Origin of the sequence: Nocardiopsis sinuspersici, assembly GCF_001998325.1 — a bacterium.
In the GTDB taxonomy this organism is placed as follows: domain Bacteria; phylum Actinomycetota; class Actinomycetes; order Streptosporangiales; family Streptosporangiaceae; genus Nocardiopsis; species Nocardiopsis sinuspersici.
Genome location: NZ_MCOK01000001.1, coordinates 3,961,157 through 3,976,311, shown reverse-complemented (window position 1 = coordinate 3,976,311; position 15,155 = coordinate 3,961,157). Strand labels below are relative to the sequence as shown.

Annotated in this window: 11 protein-coding genes and 1 other RNA gene; 11 read left to right on the top strand and 1 reads right to left on the bottom strand. The window is 69.9% G+C overall.

Going from position 1 to position 15,155, the window contains the following annotated elements; translation table 11 throughout:
* Positions 1-82 precede the first annotated feature (82 nt).
* The gene (locus NOSIN_RS17160) at positions 83-4,951 is read left to right on the top strand and encodes an NAD-glutamate dehydrogenase (RefSeq protein ID WP_077691724.1); all 4,869 of its coding nucleotides are present in this window, start codon (positions 83-85) and stop codon (positions 4,949-4,951) included.
* Positions 4,952-5,159: 208 nt separating this feature from the next.
* Here NOSIN_RS17160 and NOSIN_RS17155 read toward each other — a convergent pair whose 3' ends face one another.
* A complete protein-coding gene (locus NOSIN_RS17155; RefSeq protein WP_077691723.1) occupies positions 5,160-5,942 on the bottom strand; it encodes an alpha/beta fold hydrolase in 783 nt (260 codons plus the stop codon).
* Between the two features lie 161 nt (positions 5,943-6,103).
* Between NOSIN_RS17155 and NOSIN_RS17150 the strand changes: the two genes are divergently transcribed.
* From NOSIN_RS17150 to NOSIN_RS27830, 10 genes are all read left to right on the top strand, one after another.
* Positions 6,104-6,757 (top strand): TetR/AcrR family transcriptional regulator, encoded by a 654-nt coding sequence (locus NOSIN_RS17150; RefSeq protein ID WP_077691722.1) that lies wholly within the window; start codon positions 6,104-6,106, stop codon positions 6,755-6,757.
* Between the two features lie 108 nt (positions 6,758-6,865).
* Positions 6,866-7,984, top strand: coding sequence for a peptide chain release factor 2 (prfB, locus tag NOSIN_RS17145; protein ID WP_077691721.1), 1,119 nt, complete (start codon positions 6,866-6,868; stop codon positions 7,982-7,984).
* A 465-nt stretch (positions 7,985-8,449) separates the two neighbouring features.
* A complete protein-coding gene (gene ftsE, locus NOSIN_RS17140) occupies positions 8,450-9,139 on the top strand; it encodes a cell division ATP-binding protein FtsE (protein ID WP_073704190.1) in 690 nt (229 codons plus the stop codon).
* Between the two features lie 57 nt (positions 9,140-9,196).
* Positions 9,197-10,108, top strand: coding sequence for a permease-like cell division protein FtsX (gene ftsX, locus NOSIN_RS17135; RefSeq protein WP_216349817.1), 912 nt, complete (start codon positions 9,197-9,199; stop codon positions 10,106-10,108).
* A 74-nt stretch (positions 10,109-10,182) separates the two neighbouring features.
* Positions 10,183-10,647 carry an SsrA-binding protein SmpB gene (gene smpB / locus NOSIN_RS17130; protein WP_077691719.1) on the top strand — a complete coding sequence of 155 codons (465 nt, stop codon included), beginning with the start codon at positions 10,183-10,185 and terminating at the stop codon, positions 10,645-10,647.
* Between the two features lie 23 nt (positions 10,648-10,670).
* Positions 10,671-12,662: a penicillin-binding transpeptidase domain-containing protein gene (locus NOSIN_RS17125; RefSeq protein ID WP_077691718.1), complete on the top strand. Its 1,992-nt coding sequence runs from the start codon at positions 10,671-10,673 to the stop codon at positions 12,660-12,662.
* A gap of 421 nt (positions 12,663-13,083) precedes the next feature.
* Positions 13,084-13,455: a transfer-messenger RNA gene (ssrA, locus tag NOSIN_RS17120) on the top strand.
* Positions 13,456-13,869: 414 nt separating this feature from the next.
* Positions 13,870-14,040 carry a hypothetical protein gene (locus NOSIN_RS17115; protein ID WP_193371960.1) on the top strand — a complete coding sequence of 57 codons (171 nt, stop codon included), beginning with the start codon at positions 13,870-13,872 and terminating at the stop codon, positions 14,038-14,040.
* Between the two features lie 14 nt (positions 14,041-14,054).
* Positions 14,055-14,387 (top strand): PadR family transcriptional regulator, encoded by a 333-nt coding sequence (locus NOSIN_RS17110; RefSeq protein WP_077691717.1) that lies wholly within the window; start codon positions 14,055-14,057, stop codon positions 14,385-14,387.
* A gap of 334 nt (positions 14,388-14,721) precedes the next feature.
* Positions 14,722-15,129 carry a hypothetical protein gene (locus NOSIN_RS27830; RefSeq protein WP_227015276.1) on the top strand — a complete coding sequence of 136 codons (408 nt, stop codon included), beginning with the start codon at positions 14,722-14,724 and terminating at the stop codon, positions 15,127-15,129.
* Positions 15,130-15,155 lie beyond the last annotated feature (26 nt).

Genomic DNA, 15,155 nt, shown 5'->3' with positions numbered 1-15,155 from the left:
AGAACACGACTTCACAGATCACCTGACCGTTTGCTCTGCCAGTGCGCGTGCGACGTTGCTCACAAAGGAGTGAGAGATCCCTATGTCCGGGCAATCCGACGTCCATCTCCAGAAGCTGCTCAGTGACGCGGCCGCCAAGTGGTCTCCAGGGGCGCGTATCAGCCCCGAGGAGGCCGACGCGGTCCGGCGCTTCCTCCCCGTCTACTACCGCCACACGGACCCGGAGGAGATCAGCGGCCGTTCCCCGGAGCAGATCTGCGGTCCCGCCGAGGCCCACCTCGCCTTCGGCACCCACCGTGCGCCCGGAAGGGCCAAGGTCCGCGTCTACACCCCCGACGCCGAGCGCGACGGCTGGGACCAGCAGACCAGCGTTCTCGAGGTCGTCACCGACAACGCCCCCTTCCTCGTCTCCTCCGTCACCATGGCCCTCGGCGACCTCGGCGCCGGAGTCCGGCTGGTCGTCCACCCGCAGATGACCGTCGGCCGTGACCTGGACGGACGCCTGCGCCAGGTCGACCCGGAGATCGGCGGCGAGGACCTGCTGCCCATCGACGAGTCCTGGATGCACATCGAGATCGACCCGCAGTCCGATCCGGGGCGCGTCGAGGAGATCGCCGCACGCGTGGAGAACGTCCTGGCCGACGTGCGCTACGTGGACGAGGACGCCGCCAAGATGAGCGACCGGGCCATCCGGATCGCCGACGAGCTGGCCGCCTACCCCGACCGCCTCGTGGCCGGGGGAGTGGACCCGCGCGAGATCGGCGAGAGCGTCGACTTCCTGCGCTGGACCGCCGGACGCCACTTCACCTTCATGGGCTACCGCGAGTACAGCCTGGTCACCGACGACAACGGCGACGACTCCCTGCGCCCCGAGCCCGGCTCCGGCCTGGGCGTCCTGCGGATGGACCCGCCCGACTCCACCAGCTTCGCCGCGCTGCCCCCCGAGATCCGCGCCAAGGCACGCGAGCCCTACATCCTCGTCCTGACCAAGGCCAACTCGCGCGCCACCGTCTACCGCCCCAAGTACCTGGACTACGTGGGCGTCAAGAAGTTCGACGCCCAGGGCAACATCGTCGGAGAGCGCCGGTTCCTCGGCCTGTTCACCTCCCAGGCCAACACCACCAGCATCTCCCAGATCCCCATCATGCGCCGCAAGCAGGCCGAGGTGCTGTCCCTGGCCGGGTTCGAGGCCGACAGCTACGACGGCAGGGACCTCATCGAGCTCCTGGAGACCTTCCCCCGCGAGGAGCTCCTACAGATCCCCGTGGGCGAGCTGTACAACATCGTGCGGGGGGTCCTGCGCCTGCGCGACCGGCGCGGCACCAAGCTGTTCATGCGCCGCGACCCCTACGGCGGTCGGTACATGTCGTGCTTCGTGTACATGCCGCGCGACCAGTACAGCACCCGGGTGCGCCTGGACATCCAGAACGTCCTGGCCGACGCCTTCGAGGGCGCCACCATGGACCACAACGTGCTGATCGGATCCGCTCCGCTCGCCCGCCTGTACCTGGTGGCGCGGGCCCGGCACGGACAGACCCTCGCCGACATCGACCAGGTCGCCCTGGAGGAGAAGGTCCGCCAGGCCGCCCGCTCCTGGGACGCCGACCTCGACGACGCCCTCGCCGGGGCCTTCGGCCCCATGCGCGCCACCGAGCTCAAGGACCGCTACGCCGGCGGCCTGACCGAGGCCTACAAGGTCGACAACGGCCCCGCCGCCGCGGCCGACGACATCGCACAGCTGGAGAGGCTCCTCAACCGGACCGACCCCGAGCGGCGGCACGGCGAGTTCTCGGCCGTCCTGTACCAGCGCGAGGACGCCGATCCCGGCTGCCACCGGTTCCGCCTCTACCGGATCGGCGAGCCCATCTCGCTCTCGCGCGTCCTGCCCGTCCTGGAGAACCTGGGCGTGGAGGTCGTCGACGAGCGGCCCTACGACATCACCGTCCGGGACGTGGGCACGGTGTGGGTCTACGACTTCGGCCTCGGACCGATCCCCGAGTCCGACCTGGCGCCCGCACGTCTCAAGGCCCTGTTCGAGGAGGCCTTCGACGCCTCCTGGCGCGACCTCGGCGAGAGCGACCGGTTCAACGCCCTGGTGGTGCGCGCCGGGCTCGACTGGCGCCAGCTCACCGTGCTGCGCGCCTACGCCAAGTACCTGCGCCAGACCGGTTCCACGTTCACGCCCGAGTACCTGGCCGACATCCTGGTCGCCAACGTGGGCATCGCCAACCTGCTGGTCGAGCTGTTCGAGGCCCGGTTCGACCCCGACCAGCCCGACGAGGGCCGCGACGAGCGCACCGGCGTCCTCGTCCGCAAGATCGAGGGCGAGCTGGACGCCGTGGCCAGCCTGGACCACGACCGCGTCCTGCGCTCGTTCCTGGCGGTCATCCGCGCCACCCTGCGCACCAACCACTACCAGGGCCACCCGTACCTGGTGCTCAAGCTCAACCCGCAGCAGATCCCGGACCTGCCGAACCCGCGGCCCCGGTACGAGATGTACGTGTACTCCACGCGCATGGAGGGCGTGCACCTGCGCTTCGGCGCGGTCGCACGCGGCGGGCTGCGCTGGTCGGACCGCCTGGAGGACTTCCGCACCGAGGTCCTGGGCCTGGTCAAGGCCCAGATGGTGAAGAACGCCGTCATCGTCCCCAGCGGCGCCAAGGGCGGCTTCGTGTGCAAGCGACTGCCCCAGAACGGCACCCGCGAGGAGGTGAGGGCCGAGGTCGTGTCCTGCTACAAGCAGTTCGTCAGCGGCCTGCTGGACGTCACCGACAACCTCGTGGACGGCGAGACCGTCCACCCCGAGCGCACCGTCCTGCACGACGGCGACGACTCCTACCTGGTGGTCGCCGCGGACAAGGGCACCGCCACCTTCTCCGACACCGCCAACGCCATCTCCACCGAGCGCGGCTTCTGGCTCGGCGACGCCTTCGCCTCCGGCGGCTCGGTCGGCTACGACCACAAGGCCATGGGCATCACCGCGCGCGGCGCCTGGGAGTCGGTCCGGTACCACTTCCGCGAGATGGGCGTGAACGTGCAGGAGGAGCCCTTCACGGTCGTGGGCGTCGGCGACATGTCCGGTGACGTGTTCGGCAACGGGATGCTGCTGTCCAAGCAGATCCGGCTGATCGCCGCCTTCGACCACCGCCACGTCTTCCTCGACCCGGACCCGGACCCGCACACCTCGTGGGTGGAGCGCAAGCGGGTGTTCGACCTGCCCCGCAGCACGTGGGAGGACTACGACCCGAAGCTGATCTCCGAGGGCGGCGGCGTGCACCCGCGCACCGCCAAGTCCGTGCCGGTCACCCCGCAGGTGCGCGAGGCGCTCGGCATCGAGGAGGAGGTGGAGGCCCTCACCCCGGACGAGCTGATCCGGTACGTGCTCACCGCGCCCGTCGACCTGCTGTGGAACGGCGGCATCGGCACCTACGTCAAGGCCAGTACCGAGACGCACGCCGACGTGGGCGACAAGACCAACGACCAGTTGCGCGTGGACGCCGCCGACCTGCGGGTCAAGGTGATCGGCGAGGGCGGCAACCTGGGGCTGACGCAGGACGCGCGGATCGAGTTCGCCCGCGAGGGCGGCCGGGTCAACACCGACTTCATCGACAACTCCGCCGGTGTGGACACCTCCGACCACGAGGTCAACATCAAGATCATGCTGGACCGCGAGGTGCGGTCGGGGAAGCTGGACAAGGACGACCGCGACCAGCTGTTCATCGACATGACCGACGAGGTCGCCGAGCTGGTACTGGACAACAACTACGCACAGAACACCGCGCTGGCCGCCTCGCGCAAGCAGGACACCCAGATGCTGCACGTCCACGGCCGGTACATGCGGTACCTGGAGCGCTCCAAGGTCCTCAAGCGCAAGCAGGAGGACCTGCCCTCCGACAAGGCGATCGCGGAGCGGCGCGCGGCGGGCGCGGGGCTGACCGGCCCGGAGTTCGCCACCCTGCTGTCGTACACCAAGATCAGCCTCAAGGACCAGATCGGCCTGTCCGACCTGGCCGACGACCCCTACCTGGCCGACACGCTGACCGGGTACTTCCCGACGCCCCTGCGGTCGGAGCGCTTCGCCGAGGGCGTGGCCTCGCACCCGCTGCGCAGGGAGATCATCGTCAACCAGGTCGTGAACCACATGGTCAACCACTCCGGGGTGACCTTCGCGTTCCGGCTCAACGAGGAACTGGGCGCCAACCCCGCCGACATCGCCCGCGCCTACCTGGTGGTGCAGGAGGTGCTGGGGCTGCGCCGGTTCTGGGGCCGTGTGGAGGAGCTGGACCACAGGATCTCGGTGGACAACCAGCTCTCCCTGCTGCTGGAGACGCGCAAGCTCGCCGAGCGCTCCGCCCGGTGGCTGCTGCGCAACCGCACCTTCCCCTTCGACATCAGCAGTGAGATCGGCTACTTCGCCGAGGGTGTGGGCGAGGTGCTGCCGCGGCTGGACCAGCTGCTGCGGGGCCGTGACCGGGAGGCGTTCGTCGAGCGCCGCGACCGCTACACGTCGATGGGCGTGCCGACCGAGCTGGCCGAGCAGGTGGCCGTGATGGTGCCCGCCTACTCCACGCTGGACCTGGTGGAGATCTCCCACCGCACCGGGCGCCCCGTGGAGAAGGTCGCCGAGCTGTACTTCGAGCTGGCCGACCGGCTCAACATCAGCTGGTGGCGCGAGCGGATCATCGACCTGCCGCGGGACGACCGGTGGGCCACCACGGCCCGGGCCTCGCTGCGCGACGACCTGTACGCGGCGCACGCCGACCTGACGGCCCGGGTGCTGGAGAGCGGTCCGGCGGAGGAGCTCCCGGAGCTGATCGCCGAGTGGCTCGACCAGAACCGTGACCGGGTGGAGCGCGCCGGGATCACCCTGTCGGAGATCCAGGAGAACGAGCGGTTCGATCTGGCCACGCTGTCCGTGGCGCTGCGGTCCTTCCGCGGCCTGGTGGGCTAGGGAAGGCCATCCGGGTCCGGGGCCGAAGGAGATCGTCCACAGGCACCGGGCCCCGACGGCCGGCACATGGGCCCCGCGTGTTCTCGCGCGGGGCCCGTCCGGTCGGCGGCCCCACCCGCGGTGCGCCCGTGACGCACCCGCGGGCCGAGGGCTCCCGTGCCTTCGGCGTCCGGGCACGAGGCGCGGCGCGGCCTCAAGGAGGCACCGGCTAGAGGCCGGTCTCGCGCAGGAAGCCCCCCAGGACTTCGTCGAAGCGCTCGGGGCGGCACAGGTTCGACGGGTCGAACGAGTCCTCGATGACCGCCAGGCGCCCGTGGGGAAGCGCGTCGGCGATACGACGGGACATCGGGAGCAGCCACGGCGAGTCGGACGTGACCACCAGCGCCGGACCGTCGAACCGCGACAGCCGGGACGTGTAGGAGACACGGTTGAGCGCGTAGCGGATACGGACGGTCTCCGGTCCGCGCATCCTCTCCAGCCCGGCCTCCATGTACCGGCGCGCCAGCGGCCACCGGGCGTACTGGCGGCTGACGGCGGGGCGCATCAGGCGCGGGAACAGCCACAGCCAGCCGGTCAGCTCCAGGAGGACCCGGTTGACCGCCTCCCCGAACGAGCGGGGCCGCGTGTCGCTGAAGGAGTCGACCGTCACCAGGGCCGCCACCCGTTCCGGATGGTCCAGCGCGAACCTCTGCGCGAGCACGCCCCCGTAGCTCACGCCGCACACCACGGCCCGGTCGATCCCGAGCCGGTCCAGCACGGCGGCGACGTCGGCCGCCTGCGCGGCCAGGATCCCGCTCCAGACGTGCAGCCGCGACGACCCGCCCACCCCGCGCGGGTCGAGCGCGAGCACGCGGTGGTCCTCGGCCCAGCGCTCGATCTGGGGCTCCCAGAGGGAGTGGTCGTATCCGAGCCCCGGAAGAAGCACCAGCACGGGCCCCGACCCCCGGTCCACGTAGTGGATCGTGCCGTCCCCCAGCTCCTGCGTGGCCATCCCGCCCCCTGATCTGACGCGTTAGTCAATTTTGACGCCCAAGTCATAAATGTACTCTGTGGCGGAGTCGGCGCGAACGGCGAACGCCGGCTTCCCGAACCACCGGGCCTTCCACGCGTTGACACGGGGGTCGGGCACCGAGGCCGCGAGGAAAGGGCCGCATGGGCAGGGACGCGCAGGAGGCACGGGACCCGGCGGCGGTCCCCACACGACGCGACCGGCGCCGCGCCCGCAGCCGGTCGGCGCTGTTGGAGGCGGCCCGGGAGAGCTTCCGCCGCAGGGGTTTCACGGGAACCACGGTCAGTGACATCACCGAGCGCGCGGACGTGGCCCATGGGACCTTCTACAGCTACTTCCCGTCCAAGGACGAGGTCTTCACGGAGATCGTCGACGCGGTCCTGCACGACATGCTCGCCAGCCTCCACGAGGTCGGCGGGGCCGCGAGCATCAGGCAGCGCCTGGGTGCCGGGCTCGGTTCGCTGCTGCGCCTGTGCGAGCGGGAGCGGGAGATCATCCTGGCCCTGCACCAGGCCAGCCAGTTGCGCGGTGAGTACCGCCGCAAGTGGGACGGTTTCCGGGAACGGCTGCGCCAGACCGTCGAACAGGACCTCGGGTGGCTGCACCGCAACGGCAGTACCAGGCCCATCAGGGTCGACCTCGTGGCCACGGTCGTCGCCCGCATGGTCGAGGGCGTGGCCCTGGAGGTGATCACCTCTCCCGAGACGGACGTGGACGCGCTGGTGGCCACCACCGTCGACCTCTACTATGACGCGGTCTTTCGGCCCCTGACGGGGGAGGACGACATCGCCGTGTGAGCGTTCCGGGAAGGGGCGCCGCCCCGCGACGGGCCGGCCGCGCGGCACGGGACCGCCGCCCGGTCCGGCCGGGCGACCGCCACCTCCGTGGCCCCTACACTGGGGTCCGTGGCAGAACTGGACCCAGCAGAGAAGATCAAGGACCTCGCGGCGACCCTGGCGAGTGTCACCGCCGTGTTGGACCTGGAGGCCATGCACACCCAGATCGCCGAGCTGCGCGAGCAGTCGGCGGACCCCGAGCTGTGGTCGGACCAGAACAACGCGCAGAAGGTGACGCGCCAGCTCTCCATCCTGGAATCCATGGTCAACAAGGTCAACGGCATCAGCCAGCGGCTCGACGACCTCAGCGTGCTCTACGAGCTGGCCGAGGGCGAGGACGACGCGGACACGCGTGCCGAGGCCGACCGCGAGCTCGAACAGCTGCGCAAGGAGATCGGTGAGCTGGAGGTGCGCACCCTCCTCAACGGACCGTACGACGAGCGCGAGGCCATCGTCTCGATCAACTCCCAGGCGGGCGGCGTGGACGCCGCCGACTGGGCGCAGATGCTCCAGCGCATGTACCTGCGCTGGGCCGAGCGGCACGGCTACCCCACGGACGTCTACGAGACCTCCTACGCGGAGGAGGCGGGCATCAAGTCCACGTCCTTCGCGGTCAAGGCCCCGTTCGCCTACGGCACCCTGCGCGGCGAGCACGGCACGCACCGGCTGGTGCGCATCTCGCCGTTCGACAACCAGAACCGGCGCCAGACCTCGTTCGCGGGCGTGGACGTCGTTCCGGTGGTGGAGCAGAGCGACCACATCGAGATCGACGAGAGCGACCTGCGGGTGGACGTGTACCGCTCCAGCGGCCCCGGCGGCCAGGGCGTCAACACCACCGACTCGGCGGTGCGCATCACCCACCAGCCGACCGGCATCGTGGTGTCCTGCCAGAACGAGCGGTCGCAGTTGCAGAACAAGGCCACCGCGATGTCGATGCTCCAGGCCAAGCTGCTGGTGCGCAAGCGCGAGGAGGAGCAGGCGGAGCTGGACGAGATCCGCGGGGACTCGGTGAGCAGCTGGGGCACCCAGATGCGCAACTACGTGCTGCACCCCTACCAGAGCGTCAAGGACGTGCGCACCGGCGCCGAGACCGGCAACACCTCGGGCGTCCTGGACGGGGAGATCGACGCCTTCATCGACGCCGAGATCCGGTGGATGCGCAGCCACGAGCGCTCCGGGAACAGTTAGACGGCGTTTTCGGGAACCTTCGCTCCGCCCGCCGTCCCCGGCGGACGCCCGCGGCGCGGAGCCCTCCCGGGCCGGGCGCCCCGGCCGCGCTCCCACGTGCTGAGCCGGCACTCACCGCGCAGGTCCCGACGGTGTGAGCGCGGGACGGGTGACACGCCCGGTGCCCCATCGCGCACCAGGGGTGAGGAATGCGGGGCGCACGCGGAGGTTGTATCCCAATGGTGATGATCGCGACTCCGCAGTTTTACCGAAAATGCTATATGTGAACGTTATCATCGGTTGACACCTCCGATATGCTCGTGGCTGCTGTCCGAGAGGGCACTGATCCGCGGGGCGTGACGCGACTTGGACAATCCGGGCCGCTCCCCCCTCTAAACTGTCGGTTGGCCATGCGGCCGGTACGATCCCGCACGGAGAGCCCTCCACGGCGGGTGCCCATACCTTCGAGAACCTTGTGATGCGCCTGTGATCCACTTCGATAACGTCACCAAGGTCTACCCGACCCAGAAGCGCCCCGCGCTCGACGGCGTTTCCATTGACGTAGACAAGGGCGAGTTCGTCTTCCTGGTCGGCCCGTCCGGCTCGGGGAAGTCGACCTTCCTCCGCCTGGTGCTCAAGGAGGAGAAGCCTGACAAGGGGCGCGTCAACGTCGCCGGCAAGGACCTGGCGCGCCTGTCCAACTGGAAGGTGCCGCACCTGCGCCGCCGTATCGGCTGTGTCTTCCAGGACTTTCGACTGCTCCCCAACAAGAACGTCTTCGAGAACGTCGCCTTCGCCCTGGAGGTCATCGGCAAGCCCCGGCGCTTCATCAAGAGGGTCGTTCCCGAGGTCGTCGAACTCGTCGGCCTGGAGGGCAAGGCGGGGCGCATGCCCCACGAGCTCTCCGGTGGTGAGCAGCAGCGCGTGGCCATCGCCCGCGCCTTCGTCAACCGCCCGCAGATCCTGCTGGCCGACGAGCCGACCGGAAACATCGACCCCGCGACCTCCATCGGCATCATGAAGGTGCTGGACCGAATCAACCGCACGGGCACCACAGTCGTCATGGCGACCCACGATGCCGCCATCGTCGACTCGATGCGCAAGCGCGTGATCGAGCTTGAAGAGGGCCTGGTAGTGCGCGACCAGACGCGCGGCGTCTACGGCCAGGCGTACTGACCTCTTGCTGCGAGGACCGGCGCGGCAAAGCCCCAAAGGATGGACCTTTAACAGATCATGCGAGCACAATTCGTTCTCTCCGAGACGTGGATCGGCCTTCGCCGAAACCTGACGATGACCATCGCCGTCATCACGACTGTGGCCATCTCACTGACCCTGTTCGGCGCCGGTCTACTGGTCAACCAGCAGGTCTCCGAGATGCGCAGCTACTGGGACGAGCGGATCACGCTCACCGTCTACATGTGCACCGACATCTCGCCGACCCCGGTCTGCCAGGAGAACGGCGCGGCCACCGACGAGGACCGTGAGTCCCTCGAGGCCACGCTGAACGGCCTGAACGAGGTCGCGAGCTTCGACTACCTCACCGCGGCCGAGGCCTGGCAGGACTTCCAGGACCGGCTCGGCTCCTCCAACGAGGCGTTGGCCGACGCCGCGCAGGAGGGCGACATCCCGGACAACTACCGGGTCCAGCTCACCGATCCGTCCCACTACGACACCGTGCGCAACGCGGTCGAGGGCGCTCCGGGTGTGGACACGGTCTCCGACGACCAGCGTGTGCTCGAACAGTTCTTCGGGCTGTTGGACGGTCTGCGCGCGGCCGCACTGGTGCTCGCCGGTGTCCAGCTGGCCGCCGCCGCGCTGCTGATCGGCAACACCATCCGGCTGTCGGCCTACAGCCGCCGCCGTGAGACCGGCATCATGCGCCTGGTCGGTGCGTCGAACTTCTACATCCAGCTCCCCTTCCTGCTGGAGGGCGCGGTCGCCGGCCTCATCGGTGGTCTGATCGCCTCCGGATTCATCGTGGCGACCCGGTACACACTGCTCACGCAGATCGAGGACTGGTTCCAGTTCGACGTGGCCCTGGGCGCGGGATCGCTGCTGTACGTCATCGGCGTCTCGATGATCCTCGGCGTCCTGCTGTGCACCATCACCTCGTTCCTCACCCTGCGCCGCTACCTCAAGATCTGACGGGGCCGCCAGAGGCGGAAGGATTTCTCAGCCGGGGGGCCTAGTGCCCCCCGGACGTATGAAGGGACACACCTGTGGCACGGGAAACCGGGCGTAAGCTCATCGCGCAGAATCGGCGGGCCCGGCACGACTACCACCTCGACGAGACCTACGAGGCGGGCATCGTCCTCACCGGCACCGAGGTCAAGTCGCTCAGACAGGGCCGGGCCTCCCTCGTGGACGGGTTCGCCCACATCAGCGACGGCGAGGTGTGGCTGATGAACGTGCACATCCCCGAGTACTCACAGGGCACGTGGACCAACCACTCCGCACGACGATCGCGTAAACTACTCCTGCACCGCGAGCAGATCTCCCGGCTGATCGGCAAGACCCGAGAGCCCGGCCGCACGCTCGTCCCGCTGTCCCTCTACTTCAGCGAGGGACGAGCCAAGGTCGAGATCGCTCTGGCCCGCGGTAAGCGTGAGTACGACAAGCGCCACGACATCGCCGAACGCGAGGCGAAGCGGGACATTGAACGCGCGCTCCGCCGCCGTCGTTGAGGCGCCCGAAAGGAACACACACGGTGTCCCCCCGTCCCCTTGGCCGGATCACGGCCGCCGGCAGCGGCCTGCTCCTCGCTGCGGCCCTGGCCGCGTGCACACCGAACCCCAGCCCCGAGGTCGCGGTCAGGTCCTTCCTGCTCGCCTGGCAGGACGCAGACCACGCGGCGGCCGCCACCTACACCGACGGTGACCCCGAGCAGGTGGCGGCGGCGCTCACCGACATGCGTGAGCACCTCGACCTGGCCTCCCTGCGGTTCGACCTGGGGCCGATCTCCCGCGAGGGCGAGTCCGCCGAGGCCGAGTTCGGGGTGCACGCCGACCTCGGCATCGGCGACCCGACCTGGAACTACACCGGCCACATGCCCCTGGAGTGGGGCCCCGACGGCTGGAGGATCTCCTGGTCGACGAGCGTCCTGCACCCAGACCTGAGCGAGGACGAGCGCCTCGCGATCAGCTACGAGAGCCAGGAGCGCGGCCAGATCCTCGGCCGTGAGGGCGAACCCCTGGTCACCGCCGACAGCGTGACGGCCTTCGGCGTCATGCCCGGCGAGATGGAGGACAAGGAGGCCGGGGTCACCCAGCTCGCCGAACTCCTGGAGGAGGACCCCGACCCGCTGCTGAACCGGGTGCGCTCGGCGCCGCCCGAGCAGTTCCAGCCGCTCGTGCTCCTGCGCGGCTCCAGCGTGGACGAGGAACTGCTCACCGAGGCGGGGAAGATCGCCGGCGTGGACACGCGCGAGGTCGAGGTCAACATGACTCCGTCGGTGGCGCCGTTCCTGCTGGGCGAGGTCGCGGGCACCGCCGAGCACAGGGTGTCCTCCCGGGTCCCGGGCCCCTACCAGGCGGGCGACACCGTCGGTCTGAGCGGGTTGCAGAACATCTTCCAGCACGAGCTGGCCGGTTCGGGGACCACGCAGGTCGTCTCCCTGGACGGCTCCGGCGGGATCACCGACGTCCTGGAGTCCTGGGAGGGCGAGCGCAGCGGCGTCATCGGCACCACCCTGGACATGGACGTGCAGCAGGCCGCGGAGACCGCCCTGGACTCGCTGCCGGCGGACGGGTACCTGGTCGCGGTCGACACCGCCAGCGGCGAGATCCTGTCCGCGGCCAGCGCCTCGGGCAGCACCGCCGACGACAACGCGTTCACCGGTTCCTACGTGCCGGGAGGCGTCTTCACCCCGGTCTCCACCCTGGCCGCCCTGGAGTCGGGCGCGGCCGGCCCGGACACCGTGGTGCCCTGCGGCTACTCGACCGAGATCGGCGGACAGACCTTCCGCAATCCGGGTTCGGGATTCCTGTCCGGTCAGCCGGACCTGGCCCGCAACCTGGCCTTCAACTGCAACGTCGGGTTCGCCGACCTGTCCGCCGACGTGGGCCCGGACGCCATCGCGTCGTCCGCCGAGCGCCTGGGGATCGGCGCCGAGTGGCAGTTGCCGGTCCCGGCGTCCTCGGGCACGGTCTCCATCGGCGGTGACGACGTGGACGTGGCCTCGGCGATGATCGGCGAGCACGGTGTCCGGGTGAGCCCGCTGACGATGGCGCTGGCGACGGCGGCGATCGCGGACGGCACCTGGCACGCGCCGACCCTGGTGCCCGAGGCGGGACCCGCCCAGGACAGGGAGACGGCTCTGGACGAGGCCCACCTGGAGGTGGTCCGCCAGGGGCTGCGCGACGCGGTGGTCAACCGGATGCCCCAGCTCCTCACCAGCGGGGGAGAGGTGTACGGGCAGGCGGCCGCCACCGAGCAGAACGGCACCGTCCTGCACTGGTTCGTCGGCTACAAGGACGGCGTCGCCTTCGCCGTGCTGGCCGAGGTGGACCCGAACGTGTCCGAGCTGTCGCAGTACGCGGTGGACGCCGCGGGCACCTTCCTGGCCTCGATGGCCAACGGCGCGCCCGCGGAGGAGGACGTGCCCGCCGGGGGGAACGGTTCTCCGCAGGGGGAGCCGAGCGCCCCGTCCAACGGAGCCGGGGGAACGGGCACCGAGGGCACGGCCCAGGGGACCGGCTGACGGCGGTCCGGGCATTGGTGGAGGCCCCGCGCGGGCCCCTCTCCACCCGAACGAGGCGAAGGGCGGACCCCCGGGCAACCTTCCGGGGGTCCGCTCGCGTCTTCCCCTATGACTGGGCCGCGACAGGGGGTAGCGGACCAGCTGTGAGAGGCAGGACCTCATCTCGGGGGAGATCCTGTCGTTTCCCAAGGTCGGCCCGACCCTGCCGACCGCCCCCGCGGGCCGCGTCGACCACCTCTTGAGTCCGCGCCCGCGGGGGTTTCTCCCTGTCCGGGAGATCGGGAGCGATTTCTTCCCCCGCCGGGGAATCAGCTTGGCCCCCGTACTGTTCAATCAGGTAGAGTGACGAACGCGCAAGCGGTTCGCCGCTCGCATGCCGGCCGCTCCGTCCACCAGGCGGGGAGGCCGTGACAAGTGCACAGGGGGTGATCGGTTTCGACTTCGGTAGTCGTTCCAGGGGAAGCGGGTCGAGGGTTGCGTTTGTGACCTCGTTAATCCTGCATTCGCGTAAACACAAGTGCCAATTCTAAGCGCACTGAGTTCGCTCTCGCTGCTTAAGCGATAGCGTCTCTGTCGGTCTGGGCTCGTCATCGGCCCAGGTACCGGCATCAGCTAGATGACTTACCGCTCAGATCAGGCCACGGGGCCTGAGCGGGACATTTACGTGGCTGGGCCTGTCAGCGATGTGTCCGTGCAAGCGCTGAGGCCGAGTAGAACGACAGCGCGGACTGCACCCGGAGAAGCCCTGGCTCGGTGCTGAAGGACGCGGGTTCGATTCCCGCCACCTCCACGAAACGCGGACTGCTGCTCGGTGGACTTCGTCCACCTCGCGGCAGCCCGCGATTCTTTTTGGGGGGACGACCCCCCAGACCCCCCGGTGTGCCGCTCGGCCTTCGGCCGTCGTGCTTCGCGGCACGGTTGTGGTTGAGGTCTGTGTTCGGCTTTCTGGTGGTGACTCCCGGTGTGCCGCTCGGCCTTCGGCCGTCGTGCTTCGCGGCACGGTTGTGGCTGAGATCCGTGTTCGGCTTCCCGGTGTGCCACTGGGCTTTCTCATCTGCCTCTGACCTGCTCTCTCCTGAGCGGTCGGGGGCTTTTTTCGTGCCTGGGGCCACACTGCGATGGGGTCGGCATCGCCATCTAGGTTGTATTCCTAACTAGGTAGCTCTATGGCCTAGGTCGTACAGAGGACTAGTCGGAGGTGGCGGAGATGGCGTTCCCGGAGAGCATGGGGTTCTCGGCCACCGGCCTGTACCTGAGCGGCGGGAGCCTGTTGATGCCGGTCTTCCTGCACATCCTGGTGGACCTGCGCGCCCTCCTGTTCGCCCCGGGGCGGGAGCACCGCGAGTCCGCGCCGATCGGTGCCGGCAGCGCCCGGTGAAGGGGGAGACACGTATGGACCGTCGTGCGAGCTGGCTCAAGGGGGTGCTCGACCTCCTGGTCCTGGCCAGCCTGACCGGGGGAGAGAGTTACGGGTACGCGATCGCCAGGAGGCTGGACGAGTCCGGTTTCGGCAGGATCCGCGGCGGCACGCTCTACCCCGTGCTCAACCGGCTGGAGGAGGCGGGGCTGGTGACCGCCGAGTACCGCGCCGCCGACAAGGGGCCCGGACGCCGCTACTACGTACTGACCGACGAGGGGAGCGCCGTGCTGAGGGAGCAGGGCGCGGCCTGGATGGAGTTCGACGCGTCGGTGCGCTCGGTACTCGAGGACGGGGGAATCCGGTGAGCGACTACTTCTCCGCGCTGGCCGCCCGGCTGCGCGAACGCGGTGTGGACGGTGAGCGCTCCCGCGCCCTGCTGGACGACCTCGCCGCGCACACGGCCGAGAGCGGCGCCGACCCGGTGGAGGAGTTCGGCCCGGTGGAGGAGTTCGCCGAGGCGCTGGCCCCCTCCTCGGAGGAGGCCGCCGAGGCCCCGGAGGACGACGTGCTGGTCTGGTCCGCCGACGCCTTCGAGGGCCCCGCCCGCCTCAACGAGATGGGAGCCCAGGGCTGGGAGGTGGAGCGGGTGGACCGGCTCGGCCGCTTCGTCAGCCGCCGTGCCTCCGAGCGTCCCCAGACATGGGAGTACCGCCAGGAACCCAGCCACGGCCGGGGAGACGCGAGCGCCTCGCCGAACGCCTGGCCCCCGAGGGCTGGGAGCCGTGCGGGCACTGGTCCGTTCTGGCCTACTTCAAGCGGCCCGGCTCCGTCACGGCCGGTCCCGGGGCCGAGATCGACTCCCCGCCCGAGCCCGGCCGCCGCCGTTACTTCCTGGGCGCCAGGGGCGCGCTGGCCATCGGCGTCAGTCTGGTGGTGGCGGTGGCCGCGGGCCTCTGGTCGTTCCCGCGCCTGCTGGAGGGCTCGGGCGGCGCGGCCGGCTGGGCCGGGTCCGCGGTCGGGGCCGTGGCGGGCGCGCTCGTCGTGACGGGCGTGTTCCGGGGCGCCGCGCGGCTGGCGGCGGCCCGACGCGACCGGGCGCGGGACTGAGTCCCGGGCCGCTCCCGTGGTTACGA

What these genes read in the sequence shown, in the direction of transcription:
- NOSIN_RS17160 (WP_077691724.1), top strand. Translation starts at nt 83, where the DNA reads ATGTCCGGGCAATCCGACGTCCATCTCCAGAAGCTGCTCAGTGACGCG.
- NOSIN_RS17155 (WP_077691723.1), bottom strand. Translation starts at nt 5,942, where the DNA reads ATGGCCACGCAGGAGCTGGGGGACGGCACGATCCACTACGTGGACCGG.
- NOSIN_RS17150 (WP_077691722.1), top strand. Translation starts at nt 6,104, where the DNA reads ATGGGCAGGGACGCGCAGGAGGCACGGGACCCGGCGGCGGTCCCCACA.
- ftsX (WP_216349817.1), top strand. Translation starts at nt 9,197, where the DNA reads ATGCGAGCACAATTCGTTCTCTCCGAGACGTGGATCGGCCTTCGCCGA.
- NOSIN_RS17115 (WP_193371960.1), top strand. Translation starts at nt 13,870, where the DNA reads ATGGCGTTCCCGGAGAGCATGGGGTTCTCGGCCACCGGCCTGTACCTG.
- NOSIN_RS17110 (WP_077691717.1), top strand. Translation starts at nt 14,055, where the DNA reads ATGGACCGTCGTGCGAGCTGGCTCAAGGGGGTGCTCGACCTCCTGGTC.
- NOSIN_RS27830 (WP_227015276.1), top strand. Translation starts at nt 14,722, where the DNA reads ATGGGAGTACCGCCAGGAACCCAGCCACGGCCGGGGAGACGCGAGCGC.